Origin of the sequence: Actinoallomurus purpureus (assembly GCF_024055795.1) — a bacterium.
Lineage (GTDB): Bacteria > Actinomycetota > Actinomycetes > Streptosporangiales > Streptosporangiaceae > Actinoallomurus > Actinoallomurus purpureus.
Map to the genome: position 1 here is coordinate 124,391 of NZ_JAMXMY010000014.1, position 21,360 is coordinate 145,750.

The 21,360-nt window shown below is 66.5% G+C and carries 21 protein-coding genes and 2 pseudogenes; 13 read left to right on the forward strand and 10 right to left on the reverse strand.

Going from position 1 to position 21,360, the window contains the following annotated elements; genetic code table 11:
* Window positions 1-2,134: 2,134 nt before the first annotated feature.
* On the reverse strand, window positions 2,135-2,362 hold the full coding sequence (locus NE236_RS45190) for a Scr1 family TA system antitoxin-like transcriptional regulator (RefSeq protein WP_372494439.1): 228 nt from the start codon (window positions 2,360-2,362) through the stop codon (window positions 2,135-2,137).
* Between the two features lie 1,144 nt (window positions 2,363-3,506).
* On the opposite strand from NE236_RS45190, the gene NE236_RS25235 reads away from it, so the two are divergent.
* Window positions 3,507-3,866, forward strand: coding sequence for a hypothetical protein (locus tag NE236_RS25235; RefSeq protein WP_252844614.1), 360 nt, complete (start codon window positions 3,507-3,509; stop codon window positions 3,864-3,866).
* 178 nt (window positions 3,867-4,044) lie between these two features.
* Here the strand turns inward: NE236_RS25235 and NE236_RS25240 are convergent, their stop codons facing one another.
* The 4 genes from NE236_RS25240 to NE236_RS25250 form a co-directional block, all read right to left on the reverse strand.
* Window positions 4,045-4,341: a hypothetical protein gene (locus tag NE236_RS25240; RefSeq protein WP_252844615.1), complete on the reverse strand. Its 297-nt coding sequence runs from the start codon at window positions 4,339-4,341 to the stop codon at window positions 4,045-4,047.
* Between the two features lie 29 nt (window positions 4,342-4,370).
* A complete protein-coding gene (locus NE236_RS44640; protein WP_252844616.1) occupies window positions 4,371-5,177 on the reverse strand; it encodes a toxin glutamine deamidase domain-containing protein in 807 nt (268 codons plus the stop codon).
* A gap of 304 nt (window positions 5,178-5,481) precedes the next feature.
* A complete protein-coding gene (locus tag NE236_RS45195) occupies window positions 5,482-5,622 on the reverse strand; it encodes a DUF397 domain-containing protein (protein WP_372494434.1) in 141 nt (46 codons plus the stop codon).
* Complete coding sequence (locus NE236_RS25250) at window positions 5,619-6,500, reverse strand: helix-turn-helix domain-containing protein (protein ID WP_289850853.1); 882 nt, start codon at window positions 6,498-6,500, stop codon at window positions 5,619-5,621. The genes NE236_RS45195 and NE236_RS25250 overlap by 4 nt, the downstream gene beginning before the upstream one ends.
* Before the next feature lie 320 nt (window positions 6,501-6,820).
* On the opposite strand from NE236_RS25250, the gene NE236_RS25255 reads away from it, so the two are divergent.
* From NE236_RS25255 to NE236_RS44645, 3 genes are all read left to right on the forward strand, one after another.
* Complete coding sequence (locus tag NE236_RS25255; RefSeq protein ID WP_252844618.1) at window positions 6,821-7,366, forward strand: ATP-binding protein; 546 nt, start codon at window positions 6,821-6,823, stop codon at window positions 7,364-7,366.
* On the forward strand, window positions 7,363-7,533 hold the full coding sequence (locus NE236_RS25260; RefSeq protein WP_252844619.1) for a hypothetical protein: 171 nt from the start codon (window positions 7,363-7,365) through the stop codon (window positions 7,531-7,533). The genes NE236_RS25255 and NE236_RS25260 overlap by 4 nt, the downstream gene beginning before the upstream one ends.
* A 488-nt stretch (window positions 7,534-8,021) precedes the next feature.
* Entirely contained in the window at window positions 8,022-8,855 is an 834-nt protein-coding gene (locus tag NE236_RS44645) for an ArsR/SmtB family transcription factor (RefSeq protein ID WP_252844620.1), read from the forward strand.
* A gap of 241 nt (window positions 8,856-9,096) precedes the next feature.
* Here the strand turns inward: NE236_RS44645 and NE236_RS25270 are convergent.
* A pseudogene (locus NE236_RS25270) lies at window positions 9,097-9,387 on the reverse strand (DUF6082 family protein); the annotation flags it as partial.
* An 18-nt stretch (window positions 9,388-9,405) separates the two neighbouring features.
* Entirely contained in the window at window positions 9,406-10,026 is a 621-nt protein-coding gene (locus NE236_RS25275; protein ID WP_252844622.1) for a TetR/AcrR family transcriptional regulator, read from the reverse strand.
* A 153-nt stretch (window positions 10,027-10,179) separates the two neighbouring features.
* Between NE236_RS25275 and NE236_RS25280 the strand changes: the two genes are divergently transcribed.
* The 5 genes from NE236_RS25280 (at window position 10,180) to NE236_RS25300 (ending at window position 14,389) form a co-directional block, all read left to right on the forward strand.
* Window positions 10,180-10,626 (forward strand): VOC family protein, encoded by a 447-nt coding sequence (locus NE236_RS25280; RefSeq protein WP_252844623.1) that lies wholly within the window; start codon window positions 10,180-10,182, stop codon window positions 10,624-10,626.
* Complete coding sequence (locus NE236_RS25285) at window positions 10,623-11,651, forward strand: aldo/keto reductase (RefSeq protein ID WP_252844624.1); 1,029 nt, start codon at window positions 10,623-10,625, stop codon at window positions 11,649-11,651. The genes NE236_RS25280 and NE236_RS25285 overlap by 4 nt, the downstream gene beginning before the upstream one ends.
* Before the next feature lie 186 nt (window positions 11,652-11,837).
* Window positions 11,838-12,644, forward strand: a complete 807-nt coding sequence (locus tag NE236_RS25290) for an alpha/beta fold hydrolase (protein WP_252844625.1) — start codon at window positions 11,838-11,840, stop codon at window positions 12,642-12,644.
* Window positions 12,641-13,195 (forward strand): TetR/AcrR family transcriptional regulator, encoded by a 555-nt coding sequence (locus NE236_RS25295; protein ID WP_252844626.1) that lies wholly within the window; start codon window positions 12,641-12,643, stop codon window positions 13,193-13,195. The genes NE236_RS25290 and NE236_RS25295 overlap by 4 nt, the downstream gene beginning before the upstream one ends.
* A gap of 984 nt (window positions 13,196-14,179) precedes the next feature.
* Window positions 14,180-14,389, forward strand: coding sequence for a hypothetical protein (locus NE236_RS25300; protein ID WP_252844627.1), 210 nt, complete (start codon window positions 14,180-14,182; stop codon window positions 14,387-14,389).
* Between the two features lie 188 nt (window positions 14,390-14,577).
* Here NE236_RS25300 and NE236_RS45200 read toward each other — a convergent pair.
* Window positions 14,578-14,760, reverse strand: a pseudogene (locus NE236_RS45200) (tautomerase family protein); the annotation flags it as partial.
* Here NE236_RS45200 and NE236_RS45205 point away from each other — a divergent pair.
* On the forward strand, window positions 14,758-14,952 hold the full coding sequence (locus NE236_RS45205; RefSeq protein ID WP_372494435.1) for a phosphodiester glycosidase family protein: 195 nt from the start codon (window positions 14,758-14,760) through the stop codon (window positions 14,950-14,952). The pseudogene NE236_RS45200 and the gene NE236_RS45205 overlap by 3 nt on opposite strands.
* A 205-nt stretch (window positions 14,953-15,157) precedes the next feature.
* A complete protein-coding gene (locus NE236_RS25305) occupies window positions 15,158-15,553 on the forward strand; it encodes a hypothetical protein (RefSeq protein ID WP_252844628.1) in 396 nt (131 codons plus the stop codon).
* Window positions 15,554-15,669: 116 nt separating this feature from the next.
* Here NE236_RS25305 and NE236_RS25310 read toward each other — a convergent pair whose 3' ends face one another.
* On the reverse strand, window positions 15,670-16,305 hold the full coding sequence (locus NE236_RS25310) for a TetR/AcrR family transcriptional regulator (RefSeq protein ID WP_252844629.1): 636 nt from the start codon (window positions 16,303-16,305) through the stop codon (window positions 15,670-15,672).
* Between the two features lie 293 nt (window positions 16,306-16,598).
* On the opposite strand from NE236_RS25310, the gene NE236_RS25315 reads away from it, so the two are divergent.
* A complete protein-coding gene (locus NE236_RS25315; protein ID WP_252844630.1) occupies window positions 16,599-17,249 on the forward strand; it encodes a nuclear transport factor 2 family protein in 651 nt (216 codons plus the stop codon).
* Between the two features lie 158 nt (window positions 17,250-17,407).
* Entirely contained in the window at window positions 17,408-18,340 is a 933-nt protein-coding gene (locus NE236_RS25320; protein WP_252844631.1) for an LLM class F420-dependent oxidoreductase, read from the forward strand.
* An 18-nt stretch (window positions 18,341-18,358) separates the two neighbouring features.
* On the opposite strand, the gene NE236_RS25325 is transcribed toward NE236_RS25320, so the two are convergent.
* Window positions 18,359-20,785 carry a DUF8508 domain-containing protein gene (locus tag NE236_RS25325; protein WP_252844632.1) on the reverse strand — a complete coding sequence of 809 codons (2,427 nt, stop codon included), beginning with the start codon at window positions 20,783-20,785 and terminating at the stop codon, window positions 18,359-18,361.
* Window positions 20,786-21,360 lie beyond the last annotated feature (575 nt).

The following is a 21,360-nucleotide window of genomic DNA, read 5'->3' on the forward strand; positions in this document are numbered from 1 at the left end:
CAGACACTGGCGCGAGAAGTCTGCCCCGACGAGCGGTCCGTTCGTGGCTGCGCGAAGGTGAGGTCCTAGACCCTCGACGGGCCCAGGCCGGTTGTCAGCGCCGTCTGTTCTTGGGGCGGCTGCGCTTGGGCGCAGTCGGCCGGGCCGGCGGCCGGCGTTGTGACACGCCGCCTCTGCAACGTGACGCCGCGTTTACCTGCCTTACAGAACTACGACGAGGAGTCGACTGCTCGCCGTTTCCGAGTGGGAACGATGCGTGAGCGGAAGCGACGAGCCAGGCGATGACTACAGAGATCAGCGATCCTGCAAGCAGCCTTGGCAGTCCATGCAGCGACATCTGGAAGTGGCCGGTGATCGTGCAGAGCACCGGGGGGGATCCGTCGGTCGACGTCTCGTGACCTACTACCATGGAGTACGTCGGCAAGCTAACCACCAGGTTGTTGTTGGGATCGCGAGTCGGCGAGAGGGCGGCACCGTCTGGTTTGGCAACTGGGGCGGTGCCGCTCTTTCTGTTTACTCGGTTCTTTTTGTTTACCTTGCCTTGTTTCGGTGGGGGATGCGGTGCCAAAGGGCTCCTCCTGAGCGTGAGTCGCTTCTGGGCTGAGGTCCGCGCAAACGCGCGTCGCCCGCAAAGCCGGGTCTCTTAATCATGCGGGCGCTGGACGCAGAGTACACCTCCTAATTAGCGACATGCTCGGACAATTGCGTCTCCCGCGACAGGAGTTCCAAAGCGCCCTCGTCCGAACAAGTCGACGATACTAGCCCGATCCAAGCAAGTCGTACGAGCCAAACGCAACAGCCCCGCTAGGGGTGTCACTCTCCGTAAGGATGGTGCAGGTGGATGCTGTTCGGTGAGGAAGTCGCACACTCTCGCCAAGACGACGACTCGCCTACTTGGCAAACGGGCGCTATGCACTCGATGGAGCCTCGGCTTGCTCTATCGGAGGACATCTGCGTGCTGAGTCCTGCGTACGTCGTTAAGACAATCTCCGATTTCGGAGAGTAATAGATCTCCGAATCTGATAACTGGCGGTAACATTAACCAAGGAAATGCGGCTTTATAGCCGCTTTGCTTCAGGCGTCGAGGGGTGTCGCGAGGGCGGTGCTTCGGGCGCCGTCGAATGTTGCGTGGCTCTACAGTGAGGCGGGACCGCAGTCATCGTGGATTGTCAACTTGATCGGCGCTGGTAATCCTTGTGAGCGTGTCAAGATCTGACCGTGTGAGACTAATCACAGCCCCCTGGTAACTGTGAGTAGTCGGTGTGGGCCTTGGCGAGCGCGGCGCTCACCGGTCGAGAGACCGCGATCGCTGACCCACCGGGGCTCCGGGTCGACCGCTGGACTCCGCGTGCGGGTCTTCCCTGCTGTCGTTGCGGACGGGTGCGGTTAGGGCAAGGTAACTCGACTGGTACCTGACCCGGTCTACCTAGTCACATTGGCGGACCTCCGGATCTTGACCACGCCCATGAACGCCCACCACGACACGGCGCTGATCGTCCCCTCGCTGTAGATGGCCGTCTACCGCCGCCTGCGGCGGTGTGGGCAGACAGCGTGATCTTTGAGTCGGGCAATGGCAGCGATTACACCGCCGCCAAACGGCGCGGCGCGCCTACATCTCGGGGCGTGCAGCCGACTGGCGGCAGGCCCGGACTCTTGCGCGCTGAAGAACGTTACCGACGAGGCGGAGGGCGGCACCCTGAGGGTCGAGTTCATCCACCCGCAGCGCTTGCCATCCACGTATCGAGACCCCTATCAAGATCGAGATGGGCGCGCCGACTCGTGCGCAGCCAGTCTGGTTGAAGAGCACTCGCGGAGCGCGGGCCAATCCGTGCGGTACCCCCTCTGCCGGCTTGCGACGGGAAGCCCTCTGTCCCTAAAGCCCTCCGGTTAGTCCTGACGGATCGTTAACGTTCCGTCGATGGAGGGCTCGGCAAGGCTCATCTTGGTCACGGTTCTGGGCGGCTCCGCCTCACGATGTTGGCCACTTCACCGCAGTTTGCGTTCGGCTGCGGCGGGGCGGCTTACGCCATTCGATGCTCTTGGTGCTCACGTGGCCTTCCTGACTTGCGGAGGACCTGATCAGTGAGTTGGTTGAGGAACGTCCGCGTCCTGACCTCCGAGAGCGCCGTGTTCCTCACGTACTCGTACCTTCACACAAACGCGCTACTTGGTCAGCCTCGATGTGAACGTGATCCGCCGAGACCGTCTCGGTCAGCGCCATCATCGGATCAGCCGGGCCTGGGAAGGTGTAGAGGAAGAACAACCCTCCGGGAACGAGGCTGGAGACCATGCCGGTGACCAGCGGGAAGACGCGGACGGTAACCTGCGGCTGAGTCTCAGCGATCTTGATGACGTGGTGCAGTTAACCAGCGGCAGCGACGAGCCCGACGTCACCGGCCAGGGCAATGACCAGCCCACTCGGCCTGAGCGTCCGCCGCCCAAGCAGCCAGGAGACTTGGGATATTCCCTTAGCGCCGACTCGCGCCGAGCGTCGACGGAGGCCAACCAGAAGCCCGCTGAGCCCGCCACCGAGGCGACAGTCGAGAGCAGCAGGTTTAAGGACGGACTGAAACCGGTGCAGGAGGCTCCCCAACAGGGCGAGCAAAGCGGCGAGAGCCGCGACAACACTCCCCAGAAGGATCGCAAGGAGTCCGACAGCACGATGGCGGCTACCGCCACGGATGGCGGGCAGGACAGCGAGCACAAGCCATCGGACGCGTACGCGTACGCGTCCCCGCTGGAGCAGAAGCCGTCCCACGGTGGCTTTGCGAGCCTGGCCGAGGAGTTCGATGCCCGTGCCGAAAGCCGGGAAACCGCTCAGCAGTACGACAACGCTGCCAGCAATCGGGCCTCTGAGCCCGGTATCAAGCGTGATCTTGCCTCGTCCAAGCTGGACGAGGAGTCGATCAAGGATCAGGTCGACCCGTTCGTGCCTAACCTCGACAACGCCGAGGGGCCCAAGGAGCCGTTCCGGCGGACCGTCAGAGATACGGATACCGAGTGGACCGATGGCGTGGCCAGCTTCGATGTGCGGCGCCACGGGCCCGGAATAATCGACGAACGGGCGAAGAAGTTCGATTCAAACGAGACGAAGGTCGCAGAGCTCCTCGCCAGCGAAGGGAAGAAGATAGAGGCAAGGGCGGAAGGTGAGATGCGCACTTCCGACGCCTATGTCGATGGAGCTCCCACTGAGTTCAAGGCGATCGAGGGTGCAAGAATTCCAGGATCGGCGGAGCATGAGTTGCCGACCGACAGGACCGTCAAGGCCGCGCTCAACTCCGCAAAGGGTCAGCTCAAGAACGATCAGGCTGGCGCACGGGCCGCCATACTCGATGGACGCGAGCATGGTCTGACTCGCGATGCGGCGGAGCAAGGCATGAGGGCGTATCTCGGGCAGCCACACGCGAAAGGAAAGATCGATTACATCCAGCATCCTCGGGAATGACTTGTCCTGAGGGTGGGGTCCTTACTATTCTGATCGCGAGTAGGAAAGAGGATCAATGTCTATGCATGCGCATGTCTTCGTTGGTGGCGTGTCGTCGATTGACGATGCCGCGTCGGTCGTGGGGCATCAACTGGGTGGCGAATTCTCAGTCGGCCCTGAAGGCGATCTCCTTCTCATGCTTGATTCGGCGGCCGTCAACCTCGGCCCACATGAGTTCGATGATGGGGACTTGGCCTACGATGATGGTCGAGCCATTCCGCTGGCTACGGACTTCCCCGGCTGGTTCGAAGTGCGCGACCTTGATAAGGATTATGTTCGACAGAACTCGATAGCAGTCCAGATCTTTGAGGCCGCGAAATCTGCTGGCTGGCGAGCTGTCGCCACCGATGATCTCCAAACGATTCTGGCTGTCCAGGAATAGCACTTCATCGGTCGAAGTCATGACGTCGGGTGGGAAGCTGAAGCGGCGGAGGCCGACCTCGTCGAGGATCACCTCGTACTCCGGGGCGGAGGACGGTGCGCTGGCGTTGGAGTCCTGCCTCGATGAGGATTTCGGGCATACCGCTCTGCTGTCGCAGCAGTCGGAGTGGACGTCAAGTTCATATCTCCAGTGTCGGATTGGGATTTGATCTAGTCCGCACCGTCGGATCTGTTGCAACTGTTACTGATGGCAGGGATGCCACGCGGCCGTCTTCCTTGTAGACGACAGGGATGCCACCAATAGCTTCGTACGACTCATCGCCATCCACCAAGAATTCCCGTGCGCCGATCGTAAATACGTAGACGTCATCAGTCTCGGTTATTGTCCGGTCGTCGAGGCAAAAAGTGCCGTGTGTCCAGCGCGCCTCGTGGAACTCGCGGATGATCGATCGCGCTTCTTCGTATGTGACTGCCATTTGCGGTATCCGATCTCTGTGTGCGGTGATCAAGGTTCGAGGTACGGTTTGGTGGTGCGGGGATCTGGTGTCTTTATGTCGTCAACACGAAGATATTTCGTGTTGCTCCCTAGATTGAAGTAGTGGGAAGCGTCCCTTGCTGAAGGCGTTGGTTGTCCGTCCACGAAGCGAACCTTGCCGCCGACGTTCTCCGCGCTGAACACATGCGCACCCATGCCGCCATGCCATCTAATGTAGACGATCCCTCTCGATCCTGGCTCACGAAAGGCGTTCTCGATGTCTGTCTTCGTGCCATCTGTGAACTTACGGCCCCACGACCGCTCGATGGCGTCCAGCGATCGACCTCCAGGGCCGCCTTCATCGGTCCTAAGATGCTTCTCGAGGGGGCCGGCTTGGACATCCAGCCCACGTCGCCGCAGTTCGTTCGCTTGAACCACGCCAGTACAGTTCTCGGAGTATGCGGACTTTGTTTTGTCGAATTTAGGGTTGACTTCGTCTAGGGTTTGATCGATCTTCTTGTTTATGTCCTTCTCGATAGCGTTTGTCATCTTCTCGCCTACGGTGCGCTGCCTAAATTCTTTTCTGCTCTTGTCTTTATGCCCGCTTATGGCTGTGGGATTGGCATATTCGGAGGCGGCCTGCCCTGATTCCGTGTTGCCCTCGTCTGTCCGTTCACTCTGACGATTGGCTTCAGCTGCATGGGTGCGAGACTCGGCGCGTGACGGAAATCCAGGCGTACCAGGTCGGTCGGGCGGAGGAGGCGGCGGCCGTCGATCGGCTGCAGATTTTTCAACCGTCTCGACGTCAGTGTCATGGCTACTGCGATCAGCCGCCACTGCTGACTCCTTAGCTTCATGGCGAACGGTGATGCTCGGCACGGCGACTGCGGCTCGAGCCGCGGCCCACGCGCCCGCTACGGAAGACGGCGGTAACGTTCAGTAGCTATCCCAGGTTGGAAGCTGCGGCTGTGCTCATCGGCCAAGGTCGATCTGTGTGGCATGATCGGCAAACGGAGGACCTGGTGAGCCGGCATCCGCGGCGTCAAGCCTGATGACGGTCGTCGCCTCGACGCAAGATTCGTTCGGCTCGCTGTGCCGGGACTTGCGCCAACTGATGGCTGAATCGGTCATCTGTTGGGGCCTATGGAGCCGAAGGTGTCAGAGTGCTCGTCAGCGCTCCGCGGCGGTCGGCACTTTGGTCACCGATCTTTGCGACCTCAACGCATGATGAGTTCGGCTCACTGTGGGATGACTTGCGCCAACCTGCGCGGTTCGTAGTCATGTAACGAATCTCATCTCCGTATCTAGTTCGCTCGCGAGGCCGCTCAGGAAGCTGAGGCTGCTTACCTCCGATAGCGACGTCCTCCGCACATTGTCATATCTACGGGCGTATCTCGCCACCTCGCCTGGCTCTGTATAGAAGAGCTCGGTTGAGATGGTCTGAACGGCGGCCATGGGCGGATCGTTTGGATCCGGGAAGGTGAAAAGAGCGAATGACCCGCCGGGGGTGAGCGATTCGGTCACACCCGTGACGAGGGGATACACGAGTACAGTGACGCGAGCGTGGGTTTCGGCGATCTTGATGACGTGGTGGAGCTGGGCGTACATGACGTCGGGTGGGACGCTGAAGCGGCGGAGGCCGACCTCGTCGAGGATGACCTCGTACTCCGGGCCGCCGGGGCGGAGGACGGTGCGCTGGCGTTGGAGTCTGGCCTCGACGAGGCGTTCGGGGATGTAGGTGATCGGGCCTTCGGCCTTGGCGTGTTCGATCAGCGCCCAGGTGTAGTCCGGGGTCTGGAGGATGCCGGGCATGGCACCAGGCTGATACTCGCGGATCGTCTTCGCGCCGGACTCGATGTCGGCGTACAGCCGCTGGCGGTCGCCCATCGCGTCGCCGTAGGCGTCCCACCAGCCGCGTTCGGCGGCGTCGCGGGCGATGCGGACGATGTCGTGCCACCTCTCGCCCGTCACGCCCAGGACATCGAGGATCTTCATGACGTCGGCGAGGTCCGGGCGGACGTGAGCGTTCTCCAGCTTCGAGATCTTCATCCTGGACTGGTGGATTAAACAGGCGAGCCGGTCGGCGGTCATGTCGCGCTCCTCGCGGAGCGTGCGTAGCTCCGCGGCGAGCCGCCGGCGGCGGACGAAGGGGCTGGTCATCGTCGACCTCCCGAGGCCGTCGATCACATGGGGGACTGGCTTCCGATTACAGCACGTGCTGTTCGAACACGCTCCGGAATCATCGGACATCGCCGCTGGTCGAGGCATCGATCCGTTCTCGACGCGAACGTTCGGATCCGGGACGCTCCACTCCGGATCGCGTCCGGGTGAGGTGTTCGCGAGTCAGGCGTGCGAATCGCGGTTTCCGGCGGGTGCGGCGCGCGACTGCCTGTGACCACCGATGCGTCCGATGTGAGCTGAGGAGCATTCCGGCGGCCCTCTGGAACGGTTCGCCGCCGACGACTTCTCGTGAGGTGTCCATGCTTCTCGCACTCTCCCGGCCGGACGCGACCGTGCCGGCCATGTACTGGCGCCGGTCCTTTCCCGGCCGCCCGGATCAGGCTCACGCGGCCCGCGAATTCGTCACCGCCCTGCTGCCCGACCGGCCGCGTCTCGATGAGGTGCTGCTCGCGGTGGGCGAGCTGGTCGCGAACGCGCTGCGGCACAGCGCGTCGGGCCGGGGCGGGTCGTTCACCGTGGACGTCCGCCACGCCGCGGACTGTACGGCCGTCTCGGTCACCGACGAAGGCGGCCCGGTCGACCCTGTCGTCACCGACGCCGACGACCTCGCCGAATCCGGGCGCGGCCTGCGTACGGTATCCCTCCTCGCCGACAGCTGGGGCTGGCACGGCGACGACACCGGCCGTACGGTCACCGTCATCTTCGCGGGGGAGGCGCCCGGCACAACCCCGGGCAGTGAGCCCGCGTCGGCGGACGAGGACGACGAGCCGACACTCCCGCTGAATGCCGCCGTCGACGAGCCGGCTCGGGCGCACGCCGACGGTCTGGCGGCCGGGCAGCCGTGACCAGCGAGTACGAGCGGGAGCTCGCCGAACTCCGCAAGGCACTCGAGCTGCCGGTCGTCGGTCACCCGCGCCGCGACGCCGAGCTTGCCGAGCTGCGGCGGCTGGTCGGAAAGTACGTCGACGACGCACGGCGGATGGTCGGCGAGGTCGACGACGAGAACTCGTGACGACGCGCGGCTTCCTGGGGCGCTGAATAGAGGGGATCCGATCTCGGATGAGGTCTGTCCGTCAGTGGTGCTAGCGGACAGTGAAACGTGAAACGTGCAGGTAGACGGACAGAGAAGGGCTGGCAGGTGGACGCTGGTTGTGCCGGTGTGGCGGACAAACCAGGTGCCGTCTCACGGACAGCCTCTGTTGTCTGGCGGACATCCGGGTGCTGGTACACGGACAACGAAACGTGCCGTGATCGGTGGAAGCGGGAAAGACCAGGTCACCAGGCGAGAAGGGGTGCAGCCGGACCTGCCTGGCGCTGCTGCACCAGACGATCCCCTGGCACCTGCGCATACATCTGATCATGGACAACGGCTCCAGGTGGTGTCCGAACGCCAGGCCGGCGCGTCCGCGAGCCGCCCTGCGGGCTAAGGCGGGGCTCGGATAGGTGACTGCTAGGTCTCAGGCCTAGGCACGTGACCAAAAGGTCTCGTATCCTAGGGGTGTGACCGAAGACGACGACCCGGTGTTCAAAGCGCTCGCCGACCCGACCCGACGGGCGCTGCTGGACCGGCTGCTGATCCGCGACGGCCAGAGCCTGACCGACCTGGAATCCCAGACGCAGATGAGCAGGTTCGGCGTCGCCAAGCATCTGAAAGTCCTCGAAGAGGCAGGGATCGTGGTCACTCACCGACAAGGCCGGGAGAAGCTGCACTTCCTCAACCCGATCCCGATCCAGCTCCTCTACGACCGCTGGATCGACAAGTACACCCGGCAGCGCGCCACCGCCCTCGCCGATCTGAAGACCGCTCTGGAAAGGACCACCATGACCGCCACCAACCCCGATGCCGCCGGGACCACCCAGGTCTTCCGCATCCACATCAAGGCGACACCGCAGGCGATCTGGGAAGCGATCACCACTCCCGAATGGACCGCCCGCTACGGCTATCACATTCCCGCCACCTACGAACTGCACCCCGGCGGCCGCTACATCGCCCACGCCAACGAGGGTATGAAAGCGATGGGAACCCCCGACGTCGTCAGCGACGGTGAAGTGACCGAGGCGCAACCACCCCACCGGCTCGTGCAGACCTTCAAAATGCACTTCGAGGACTCCCAGACCGCCGAGCCCTACACCACCCTCACCTGGCAGATCGAAGCCATCGACGAACACGTGTCCCGGCTCACGGTGATCCACGACGTGGCCGGAGCGCCCATCCACGCCGCGCTCCTCTCCGGTGACCAACTGGAGGGCGCCGGCGGCGGCTGGCCGTTCATCCTGTCAGACCTGAAGACCCTGCTGGAAACCAGCACCGCCCTGTCGGCCGGGCAGCCATGACCGGCGCCTCCACCCCCGGCTGGTCTGGGTGACCTGCGTGCTCTCCTGCCTGGCCGCCTCAGCCGCCGTCGAGGTCTACGGCCTGGCCTGCCGATTCGCCGGAGTGCCGATGAAGGCCGCCGCCGTCGGCGACTGCCTACCGGCCCACCTGCATGTCCGCCAGCAAGTGGTGCCACCGCGTATGTCATTCGCCATGCATCGAGGTTGCTGCAGAGCCTGCCGACGCGAAGCCTCCCAGCAGTCAGGAGCAGCCGTGGCGACTCCGGTAGAGCAGTGCGGAGGCCGCGCCGCGTCCTGCCCATAGCAGGCGCTCTTTCTTGCCGAGCGGGTGCTTCGCGTCGGTCGTTCGAACAGGCGGGCTGGGCGTTGCCAGTAGTCGTGCTCGCTCGTACTCCTCGTCGAGGATCTCGTGGAAGCGTCGCTCGCGGCTGTTCGCCGACGTGGAGAGGCGGGCTTCTCGTGCGCTCTTCCAGTGGTCGCGTCCGACGCGGCCCCGGAACATCTCGTTCGCGATGGCGCGGAGGCGCACTTCGGGAAGCGCTCCCTGCCCTCAGTTGGTGGAAGCCGTGGACTCCTGCGGTTCGGTCGCCGGGCGTGGCGGGGATCCTGGGTGGGTGACGGGGTGGCCGTAAAGGATTGAAGTCCACGCATTGGTGAGGGCGTCGACGAGGATTTCCTCGTTGTCGAAGGGGGGGACTGCGCCTGCGGCGAGGTAATAGAGCCGTTCCCCGAGCCAGGTCAGCGAGGCGGCGACGGCGCGTATGTCCACGTTGCCGAGTCGTTGGCAGGCGTGCGGGTCGGATCGGATGCGTGCCGCGGCGGCGTCGGTGAACAGGTCCATCTGTTCGAGCCATAGGGCTCGTAGGCCCTCGTCCGCGCCCCAGTTCTCCACGATCGCCATGAGAACGCCTGCGTTGGCCTGCCACAGACGGGCACCGTCCCGCACGCCTGCCCGGAGCGCGGCGACCGGGTCCTGCTGTCCGTCGATCCAGGGTTGTGCCGCCTGTTGCCCCTGCGTCACGGCCTCGCGTACAAGCTCGCCGAGCACGGCCTGTTTGCTGGGGAAGTAGAAGTAGAAGCTGGCCCGGGAGACCTCGGCGGCGGTCAGAATGTCGGCCACGCTGAGGGTGTCGAACCGGCGCTGCCGCAGCAGCTCGCGCGTTGCGGACAAGATCCGCTCCCGTAGCTCGGCGGAACCCGGCGCCGGTCCGGATCGACGGGCAGAGCGGGCGGTGCGCTTGGGAGGCATGCAACTCAGCATATGACGGCATGTACAGACACACCGTATGGACGAGTCGTCCATACGGTGTGTATGGTTCGGATCATGACGCACATAGCGGTCCATTTGGTCGTCACCGACCCGGACCAGGCCGCAACCTGGTACGCCGAAGCCCTGGGTGCGCAGGAGACGAACCGCATCACGCTTCCCGACGGCCGTACGCTGACCGTGGAGCTCCTGCTCGGCGACACGGTCCTGGCGGTAGCCGGTGAAATGCCCGCGCGGGGCATGCGTTCACCCGCCGGCCTCGGTGGCACCTCCGCCGCCCTGCACCTGCAGGTCCCGGACGTCGACGCGGCCTGGGCACGGGCGCTGCAGGCAGGAGCCACGGCCTTCGAGCCGGTCCGCGATGCCTTCTGGGGTGACCGCACCGGTCAGCTGCTGGATCCGTTCGGGCACCGCTGGGCGCTGGACGAGCATGTGCGGGACGTGCCGCACGATGAGATCGTCTCCCGGGCCGCGGAACTGTTCAGCGGATCGGCGACGGCATGAGGTACCGCACCTTGGGTACGAGCGGGCTGCGAGTCTCCGACCTGATCCTGGGCGCGATGACTTTCGGCGAGCAGGGCGGGGTCGGTGCGCCGCTGCCGGAGTGCCGGCGGATGCTGGACATGTACGCCGAGGCCGGCGGCAACATGATCGACACCGCGATCAACTACCGTGACGGAGCCAGCGAGCAGATCCTCGGCGAGCTGCTGAAAGGCCGGCGAGAGTCGTTCGTGCTCGGCACGAAGTACACCGTGTCCCGCGACCGCGCCGACCCCAACGCCGCCGGGAACCACCGGAAGAACCTGCGGGCGTCGTTGGAGACCAGCCTGCGTCGGCTGCGCACGGACTACGTGGACCTGTACTGGGTGCACATGTGGGACCGTGACACGCCGATCGAGGAGACCATGCGCGCGCTGGATGACGCGGTCCAGGCAGGCAAGGTGCTGTACGTGGGGATCTCCGACGCCCCCGCATGGATCGTGGCCCGCGCCAACACGCTGGCGCAGTGGCATGGCTGGAGTCCGTTCATCGGCCTTCAGGTCCCCTACAGCCTGCTGCAGCGCGACATCGAGCGCGAGCTGCTGCCGATGGCCGAGTCCCTCGGGCTGGGCGTCACCGCGTGGAGCCCGCTGGCCGGCGGGGTGTTGTCCGGCAAATACACCCGCCCAGACGGGCCCACAGCCGGTACCCGGCTAACCGCCGAGTCTGTCTCGGCTCGGGACCACGCCGTCGCCCGAGTCGTGCAGGAGGTCGCTGACGACCTCGGTGCCACGCCCTCACAGGTAGCGATCGCCTGGACGATGAGCCGCTCCCGCACCGTCCACCCCATCATCGGGGCACGCCGTGTCGACCAGCTCCGTGACAACCTCGCCGCCATCGACCTCACCCTGCCACCAGAAAGCGTCGCTCGCCTGGAACAGGCCACCGACTTCACGCTCGGATTCCCGGGTGACTTCATCACCCAGACCTCCCCATGGGTCTTCGGCTCGGCGCTCATCGCCCCACGTTCCGCCACGACCACGCAATGACCACACGAGCAGCGGGCGTAGCCGACACGGGTCCCGTTCAAGCCCTCCAGTGTTCCGGATAAGGCCCTGTCACCGGAACAGTTCGCGGAACAGCCTTACGGAACACCCCGACTTGGGTGCGTTGCCTTCACTCGGGCAGGAAGTTAGACTGACCGACTGGTCGGTCAGTCAGTGGAGGGATTCGCGATGCCTTTTGTCCAGACCAGAGCGGGGCAGGTGTTCTATGCCGAGCAGGGAAGTGGCCGGCCGGTCGTGCTGCTGCACGCCACCCTGCACGACCACACCGACTTCGACGCCGTGGCCGGACCGCTGGCGGCCGCCGGCTATCGCGTACTGGCCGTGGACTGGCCGGGCCACGGCCGTTCCGAGATGCCGGCCGGGCCGCGGCCAGTGACCGCGCCGCTGCTGGCCGGCGTTCTCGCCGATTTCGCCGCCGAGCTCGATCTCGCGCCAGCCGTGTTCATCGGCAATTCGGTCGGCGGGTACGCCGCGGCCAGGATCGCGATGGAACACCCGGACCGGGTCGCCGGGCTCATCCTGGTCAATGCCGGCGGGTTCGTTAAGGTCCCCCGCCTCGCGGCCCGCGTCCTGGGCGTCCCGGCCGTCAACCGTGCGGTGTTCCCCCGGCTCGTTCCCCGGTATATGAAACCGGACAGCGACCGGCTCCGAGCCATCACCCGCCGGGTCCAGGACCGGGCGCGCAGCAGGACAGGCGCCGCTGTCTCCGCCGCGCTGTGGCGGAGCTTCGCCGATCCGGCTTACGACCTGCGGGCCGACGGGCCCCGGCTCGGCGTGCCCGTGCTGCTGGCATGGGGGGCGCGGGACATCATCCTCCCCCTGTCCGCCGCACGCCAGACGCAGGCGGCGATACCCGGCGCGGACCTGCGGACGCTGAAGACCGGGCACGTGGCCTTCGCCTCCGATCCGGATGGATTCCTGGGCCTGGTACTGCCCTTCCTCGAATCGGTGGCGACTGCCGGGAGCGCGCAGTGAGTAGCGGCGTCCGGGAGCAGCGCGCGGCGGCCACCCGCAAGCAGCTCATCGCCGCGGGCCTGTCCCTGGCGGAGCGGACGGGCCTGGCCGGCATGAGCGTCAACCTCATCGTCACCGAGGCAGGCGTGGCCAAGGGCACCTTCTTCCACCACTTCCGCGACCGGTCGGAATTCCTGCTGGCGCTGCACACCGAGTTCCACGACCGCACGTTCGCGGAGATAGAGGAGACGATTGCGGGGATGACACCGGGCCGAGGCAGGCTGCTCGCGGCCGCGAACGCCTACCTGGATGAATGCCTGAGCCATCGCGGCGTCCGGGCACTGCTGCTGGAGGCCCGTGTTGACCCCGCGATCATCGAGGCGATCGCGTCCCGGAACAAGCTGGTCATCCAGCTGAGCAGCCCCGACTTCGCCGCCATGGGCTGGGCGCACCCGGGGCCGAGCGCGGCCATGTGGAACAGCGCCGTCGTGGAGGCCGCCATCCTTGAGCTGGACGGAGGCGGCTACCAGCCGGAAATCCGGGCGGCGCTGGCGCAGTTCCTCCGGGAATAGCGGATCCCCCGGGTAAGGCCTCGACCACGACAGCGTGGCGGTACGTCGAAGAGGTCCTCGCGCTGCTGTCCGCTCGGTCGCCGAAGCTCACCCCAGGCGTTGCGGGCCGCGAAGCGGGACGCACTGGCCTATCTCGTGCCCCGCTCAGTGAGACGTTCACCGGACGGCCTCTCTGAGACGGCGTCTTCGCAGGTCACGGCGGCCACGCCGTCGGCACTCCGGGTGTGGCCTCCGGCACGCCATCGCGATCCACCAGACGTGGACGGAGTTCGCCGCGCGGTGCCATTTCGCGGACCCTGAGCCGAAACTGGCTGCCATGCCTTCGCCCCGGACGATCTTCGTTGAACCGGTTCATTGGCGACCGGCACAAAGCAGAGGAGTTGACAGTGCGAGGAGACCGCAAGGGAAACCGCGATCAGGCCGGGGTTCCTGCCACCGGCGAGGTCCAACACCGTTCTCTCAAGAGGGCCGCCCAGAGTCGGCTCGAAGAGGCCCACCCGGACTGGGAGTTCAGGAGGGACGGCGTGTTGCGCCCGGCTTCGGGTTCTCAGCCGCAGGGTGAGCAGGGCTAGGACCCCTTCGGCCAACAGCCCGCGCTAGCGGGCAGGGAATCGGTGTCCCGGTGGGGGCGTGTGGCTGACAGCCGCGCAGCCCTCACCGGGACATTTTGGGTTTCCCGGATCTCAGCGGACACCCGGAGTGTCGACGGTGTGGCCGCCGTGACCTGCGAAGCGCTTGTTGCAGCCGCTACGCCGCAGTGGCCGGCTTCCTGATTCCGACGAGAACAAGAGCGGCAACGTCTGGCCCGACGTATTCGTGCATGCGCGCGACCAGGTGAGGGCTGGTCAAGGGCGCCCGCCGAACGTCAGGCAGCCGTATCCGGCTCTGCGAGCGGTTGTTGACGTCGACGGTGTCCCCGGAACGATCGCTTATAGGGGTGGCAGCACGGAGGCCACCCGATGAAACAAACGAGAGGAACCTGATATGTCCGGTAACCCGAAGCGCTTCGACCAGCCGCACAGGGGCGACGACGAGAACGCGTCGGTCCTTTGGAAGGCTGCACAGGAGTCGCCGACTCGGCAGGTCGATGTCCAGCGCGGCTCCAACGGCAGCGGCCAGACGTTCACGACGGTGAACGGAGGACAGAGCGCCGCCGAGATCGAGGCGCAGGTGAGGGACGCGCGCGGACAGTAGCCAGCTGACGCTCAGCTAGCCTCGGCTACCTGGCGCTCTGACGAGCTGATACCGAGAGGCCCCGGGGAGCACTATCCGTCCCCGGGGCCTCTTCCTGTCTTCGAGCTCGTCATCGAGGGCGACCCAGCCCGCCGAGATCGACGTCTTGGTCGCCAAGATCCAAGTCCGGCTGAAGGCCGGGGTCGCTGTCAGTAGGGAACCGGCCGGTTCTCGCGCACCCAGAGCTGTTCGGCTTCGCTGCCTGTGGGGGGAGGCCATAGCCCGTCGATCATCCATAGATCCCGGGGGGTCTCGTCGATGTGGAACTCGCAGTGCAGGCCGCGGTCCTCGATGTGGGGAGCCAGTAGGCGGCTCAGGATCTCGGCGGTTTGCCTTCCTGCGGGCGCCGACGGCGTTTCGCCGCGCGCCGTGCCGAAGAGGCGAGGCCGGCCCTCCGCTGCAGGTTAAGAATCGACGGCGGAGGGTCGACGGCGATGGCGGTCAACGGCGCTGTGGTCAACAAGCCGTCCGACGCGACCGGCGAACGCCCTGTCGGCGACACCGTGCAGGTTCTCCCGCGGTGATCCGGCAGAGCGCGCCGCGCTGACGGAAGAACAGCGGCGGTCACCTCGACCGAGGTCGAGGCGACCGCCGCGTTTTTCACGAGGCCGGCGTGGTCACGGCTTCAGTCGTACGACCTGGGGGTCGTGGTCGCTCGTCTGGTTCGTGTACTCGGCGTTGACGTGGACCACCTGGTATTGCACGCCGTGCGTGCTCGGGGTCACCAGGATGTGGTCCCTCGGTCGCCTGGGCCGCGCGCTGCACCGCCGACGACTGCGCCGGGTACTGGTAGCGGCCGTCCGCGTTCTGGTCGCCGAGCTTGGAGTCGAAGTGGTTCGCGACGACGAACACCGGCTTGTTCCGGAACCGGAACTCGCCCGCGAGCGGCTTGCGGCTGGAGTCCCAGGCCGTGAGCTCGTGGCGAACGCGTTGCGGCACACCCGCTCCGGGCGGGGCGGCTCGTTCACCGTCGACGTCTACCACGACCCCTGCGTTCTTCACCTGGTCGGTGAACCGGCGGAGCACCGGGCTGCACCGAGCGTTGGTGGCGGTGCCGTACTGGAAATCGCCGCCTGCCGCGCGCCAGTGATCGATCAGGCGCGCGACGGCTTGCAACAGTGCTGATCACCGCGGTCCGGCTCTCCCACCCCGTCGCAGCGGAGCCGGGCGAGGGAGGTGCCACCCGACTCCTTGGCGAGCAGTCGTTTGAGTTGTTTGGATTCCGGTGGCCTTCGGCCTGGTCAGCGGCCGGCGGCATCCCCGCGAAACGCCCCGGCCACCACGGGGAATAGCTGCCGCTCGATCTGCTCGGCGGACATGGCGGCCAGCTCGGTGCCGATGGGTGCCAGCGCGAGCCAGTTCAGCATGCCGGCTGCGCATCGCGTACGGAAGATCAGTTCCTCCTCGTCGACTCCGGGCAGGTTCGGTGCCAGCGCCCGGACCGCCCCCCGGCGACTCCGGTCGAACTTGCCGTCCAGCCGGTCCCATCCCTGGGGCGGATCGATGCCGACACGCGCCACAGTCCGCATAATGGCCAGGTCCTGTCCGCCGGCCGCCAGTGCGCGCACCATCGGCCGGGCGAACGCTGCCGCCACGTCATGGAGTGTCGCGGTGGAGGGGAGGGAATCGAGTTCCCGGATCTTCTCGTCCAGATACCGTTCCAACGCGTGCTCGATCGCCGAGGCGCACAGCGCCTTCAGTGACCCGAAGTGGTAACTCACCGCGGCGACGTTGGCTCCGGCGAGATCTGTGATCTCGCGGAGTGTCACGCCCTCCTGGCCTCGTTGCGCGAGCAACTCCAGGGCGGCCGTCTGCAGGCCGTCCCGCGTGCGCTGACCAGTCTCCCGGCGCAGGTCCGTCTTCTCCGCACGCATCATGCCATGTATTCAATCATCTGATTGAGTATATTGTCAATGGTCGCCTCGCGGATCGAGGCCGAACTCGAGCGGATCCGGTCCCGCGAGGAGCGGACGCCGCCGCCTGGGCCGCCGCCCCGGATCACTGTCGCAGACCCGACCTGACCAGCCGCAGCGCGGCCGCGCGACCACAGAATTCAAACAGTTGCTTGACGGCCCGCGCCGCCGTCCATAAGGTAAAGCGAGCGTTTGAATTACTAACGGCGCACGACGACGGATCTCGGATCCTGAGAACCAACCTGGAGGAACACGACATGAAGCTGCTCAGCTGGAAGTCGATCACCGCCGCGACCGCGGTTGCTGTCGTGGGTGGTCTTTCCATCGCCGCTGTGCCGTCACAGGCCGCAAGCCCCGTCCACAGGAGCGCGGCGGTCCACAGCAGTACGGCGGTCCCGGACCTGACTCCTCGCCAGCTGGCGGAGCTGCCGCTCACGAACCGCCACCTCACCAAGCACGAGAAGCGCAATCTCGCGGTCGTCCTGCGCGATTACTACGTGGCGGAGGGTAGCCACATCGACGTCCCGACGTTCGTCAACAGCTTCACCAAGGACGGCGTCTTCAACGACATGGTCGGCGGCCAGGCCTATCGGGGGAAGGCGCTTGGCACCGTTCTGCCCTACATGAAGGGCCTCTTCTCCAATGTTCACCGTGACCTCAAGCGCATCACCGTGAACGGCGACGTGGTCAGCATCGAGCTGTCGATCCAGGGCACGTTCGATGGGGAACTCCAGTCGCCGGCGGGCGTCATCAAGGGGAACGGCCACAAGGTCGACGCGCCGACTGCCGACTTCTGGTACCTGCACAACGGCAAGGTCGAGAAGTTCGACTGCTTCGTCGGGTACTCGAAGATGTACTCCGACATGGGCGTGAACTTCGACTGGGCCTCCGCGGTCAACAAGCACTGAGCCTTTCCCCGGCGGGTGATGCCCGGCACTACCGGCCGCGCATCACCCGCCAAGGCGTGGCTGCCGGCACGCCGGCGTACACCGGGCCGTGCCGGGCGCGGTGGGCGCTAGAGAACGTTGACTTGATTGCGCAACCAACCACTGAGGAGCGCACGGGCATGACGACCCGCCTCGGAATCGGTCTCCCGCAGAATCGGCAGTACAACCTCGGCAAGGACGTGCCCGATGTGGCACGCGCCGCCGAGGACATCGGATACGACAGCCTCTGGGTGTACGAACGGGCCCTGTTCCCGGAACCCCAGACCCAGCCCCCGTACGGCGTCCCGGGCCTGCCCTGGCCCGACGCCTACCGGGGCGTGGCCGAGCCGCTGGTCACACTGACGCTCGCGGCGGCGGCCACCGAGCGGGTCGAGCTGGGCACCGCCGTACTGGTGGCGCCGCTGCACATCCCCTTCCAGCTGGCCAAGTCCCTGGCGACTCTGGACGCGGCGAGCGGCGGCCGGGTGGTCGCGGGCCTCGGCACCGGCTGGTCCCTCGACGAGTACGCGGCCCAAGGGGTCCGCCCGTTCGAGGAGCGCGGCAAAGTCATGGACGAGGTGTTCGAGGTGTGCCGGGCGGTGTGGGGCCCGGACCCGGTGGTCTACGAGGATGGCCGGATCACGAGGATCGCCTCGGCCGTGGTCGGGCCGAAGCCGGTCCGGCCGATCCCGATCCTGGTGCCGGCCAACACCCCGCGGGCGATGCGCCGGCTCGTCGACCACGCCGACGGCTGGCTGCCGTACGCCGACGGTTCCGATCAGGTGGCCGCTCGCTGGCGCCAGTTGCAGGATCTCGCCGCCGAGCGGGGCCGCACCCGGCCGCTGCGGACGGTGGTGCGCGTGAACCCGGACTACACCGCCAAACGGTACGAGGGGCCGGACCGCCGGCCCTTCCAGGGTGACGTCGAGCAGATCGTCACCGATCTGATGGCGTACGCCGAGATCGGTCTCGACGAGTTCCTGGTCGACCTCTCGTGGGCCGCGCGGGATGCGCGGGAACTGAAGGACGTGGCCGCCGAGGTGTACTCGGCGGCCCGTGCGGCCGGTTTCTGATTTACGAGGCCGGCGTGGTCACGGCTTCAGTCGTACGACCTGGGGGTCGTGGTCGCTCGTCTGGTTCGTGTACTCGGCGTTGACGTGGACCACCTGGTACTGCACGCCGTGGGTACGCGGGGTCACCAGGATGTGGTCGAGTACCTCCGAGATGCCGTCGTAGACGTAGGTGTACCGCTGGTTCTTCGGAAGTGTGCCGATCAGATCGGTCAGGATCGGCCTGTCGTGTCCGCTGGTGGATCCCGTCTTCAGCGCTGCGAGCGCGGGGCTGAACTGGTAGTCGTTCAGGTCACCGAGCACGACCACGTCGGCCTTCTTGTCCACCTTCAGGATCCGCTGGACGAAGGCGTGGACCTCCGTCGCCTGCGCCGCGCGCTGCACCGCCGACGACTGCGCCGGGTGCTGGTAGCGGCCGTCCGCGTTCTGGTCGCCGAGCTTGGAGGCGAAGTGATTCGCGACGACGAACACCGGCTTGTTCCGGAACCGGAACTCGCCTGCGAGCGGCTTGCGGCTGGAGTCCCAGGCCGTATTGGCCGGGTCGATCCGGCCCGGCGACAGGGTGAGGGCCGGCTTGCCCTTGAGCTTCTCGACGGACGTCGGGGTGGTCGAGCGGTCGACCGACGAGGCGCCCCGGTCGACGAAGGACACGCGCGCCGGGTTGAACAGGAACACCACCCGGATGTTGCCGCCCGGCTGACCGCCGTCCTTGTCGTTGACCGGGTCGATCTCGCGCCAGTCGTACTTCGGGCCGCCCGCCGCGACGATCGCCGCGGTCAGCTTGGTCAGCGTCTGGTCGGCCGCGACCACGCCGTCGTCGGTGGCGCCGGTGTTGTCCTGTACTTCCTCGAGCGCGACGATGTCGGGCTTGGCGAGGTTGGTCACGACTCCCTGGGCGAGCCGCGTGTACTTCGTGGCGGAGTCGCCGGGCGCGAGGTTCTCGACGTTGTACGTCGCGACCGCGAGCTGCCTGCGGCTCTGCGGCGTGGCGACGACGGGCGGCAGGTTCTTGTGCTGCACCGCGCCGACCTGCGTCGCGGCGATCGTGTAGCCGCCGAACTGGGAGTAGTCGACCGGGCCCGCCGTCGCGCCCTGGAGGACGTCGCCGACCGAGACGCCGGGGTTGCTGCCGTCCGCTGGCACGACCTCGATACGGCCGGAGGGCACGGCGTTCTCGGCGAGGAGTTCCGTGCCACCGCGGTACGTCGTCGTCTGCGCCGGCTTGGTGGTGACGAACTGCTCACCGTAGCTGTTGGACGGGCCGACTACCCGGGCGTCGTCGACCTCCACCCGCATGCCCTCGCGCGACTCCCAGAAGTCGAGGGCCGAGCGGGCCGGGTCGATCGGCGTCGCCTCGATGTTGGCCCCGCCGAGGTCCGGGGCGTACGTGCCGGGGACCGTGTCCGGCGTGATGACCTCGGCCGCCGGCAACGCGTTGCCGTGGGAGAGCACGGACGCGGTGGAGCCGCTGATCTCGGTCACCGACAGGTTGGAGGTCTTCTGGACCGTGTCGCCGCTGGACAGCGGGTAGTAGTCCTTGACGGTGCCCGACACGAGCACGGAGTCGCCCACCGCCACGCCCGGCGAGGAACTGTAGACGAAGACGCCCTCGCTGGTGGCCGGGCTCGCGTCCGGCGCCGGGTCCTGGATCCAGTAGCCCTTGCTGCTGCCCGCCGACCGGATCGCGGTGACGATGCCGGGCACGTTGGTGACGTGCTCGCTGTCGTGCGGCGAGAGCCAGTCGGCACCCTGGATGTCGTGGATGCGGAGCGGACCGGGCTCACCGCCCCCGCCACCGCCGCCTCCGCTCCCCGCGTTCGCGGCGCCGGGCGTCGGGTCGCCGGCGCCGAAGTCGGCGGAGTTGTCGTCGCTGTCCGGCTTGCCGCTTCGTTGTACGGAGGCGGTGTTGGACGCACCCGCCGCCGGTGCCGTTTCGTTGAACGCCGCGGTGCCGAAGCCGACGAGGTCGACCGAGGAGCTCTGGCACGCCGCCGAGTCCGCGCACGTCAGCGCCGCGGTGCCGTGGACCAGGGCGATCGTGCCGGCGGTGGCGGACATCGGGATGTTCCCGGTGGCCTGCGTCGCCGGCAGCGCCTGCGTACCGCCCGCGCCCTTCGCCTCACCGACGAGGTAAAAGCCGCCCGGCGCGATCGAGCCGCTCAGTGGGGTGACCTGCCAGGTGCCGGTCGCGCCACCGGAGTGGTACTGGACCGACCAGCCGTCCAGGCTGACGGCCGCGTCGCTCCGGTTGGCGAGCTCGACGAAGTCGTTGGTGTAGGTGGCGCCGGAGTTCCCCCCGCCGCCGTACACCTCATTGACCACTACGGATGTCGCCGGTGTGGCGGACGCCGGTGAGTCGCCGCCGGCGACCAGGGTGGCGAGCGCCAGGCCGCAGACGGCGACCCCCGCGGTCGCCCTCGTAAGCCCGGACAAGACGTGGGCGCGCAATAGATCCTCCGATGACCGTTTTGTGTCGGCCACCATAATGGGGGTGAGACGGCCGCGATGAAATGGCGGGCGAGGGTATTTTTCGCGAACTAATCGTCGACTCTTGTCGGTGCGCACGAGCGTAGAGTCTCCGGCCGGAGAATCAGTCCGGAAATCGCCGAACACAAAGCGATCAGACGGTCACGGAAACGTTCGGTGGTGACTGATTCCACCAAATCGACGTCACGGGAATCGGTAGGTTCTGCCAGCTCGGCCACGGACCCGACGGTGTTCCTCCAGCAGCGGCGCCAGGGCGGCGACGGTGTCGGCCCGGCCGAGGCGCGGTAGATGGTCGCCGACGATGAGCGGGCTCGGGACCGGTCCCGCAACGGAGACTCGAGTCGCCGTATCGACGTGGCGGTCGCATGTGATCATCATCACGGCGCGCCGCCGCGTGACACGGCGTTCGCCGTGGCGAGGGCCGGGTGGCCGTCCTGTGCGTGGGCCCGCAGACGCACGGCGATACCGGCCTTCCGGGGAGCGATGGCCGCCCGTCATCGTTGGTCGGCCCGGCTCGCGGCAGCAAGGCGAGGGGT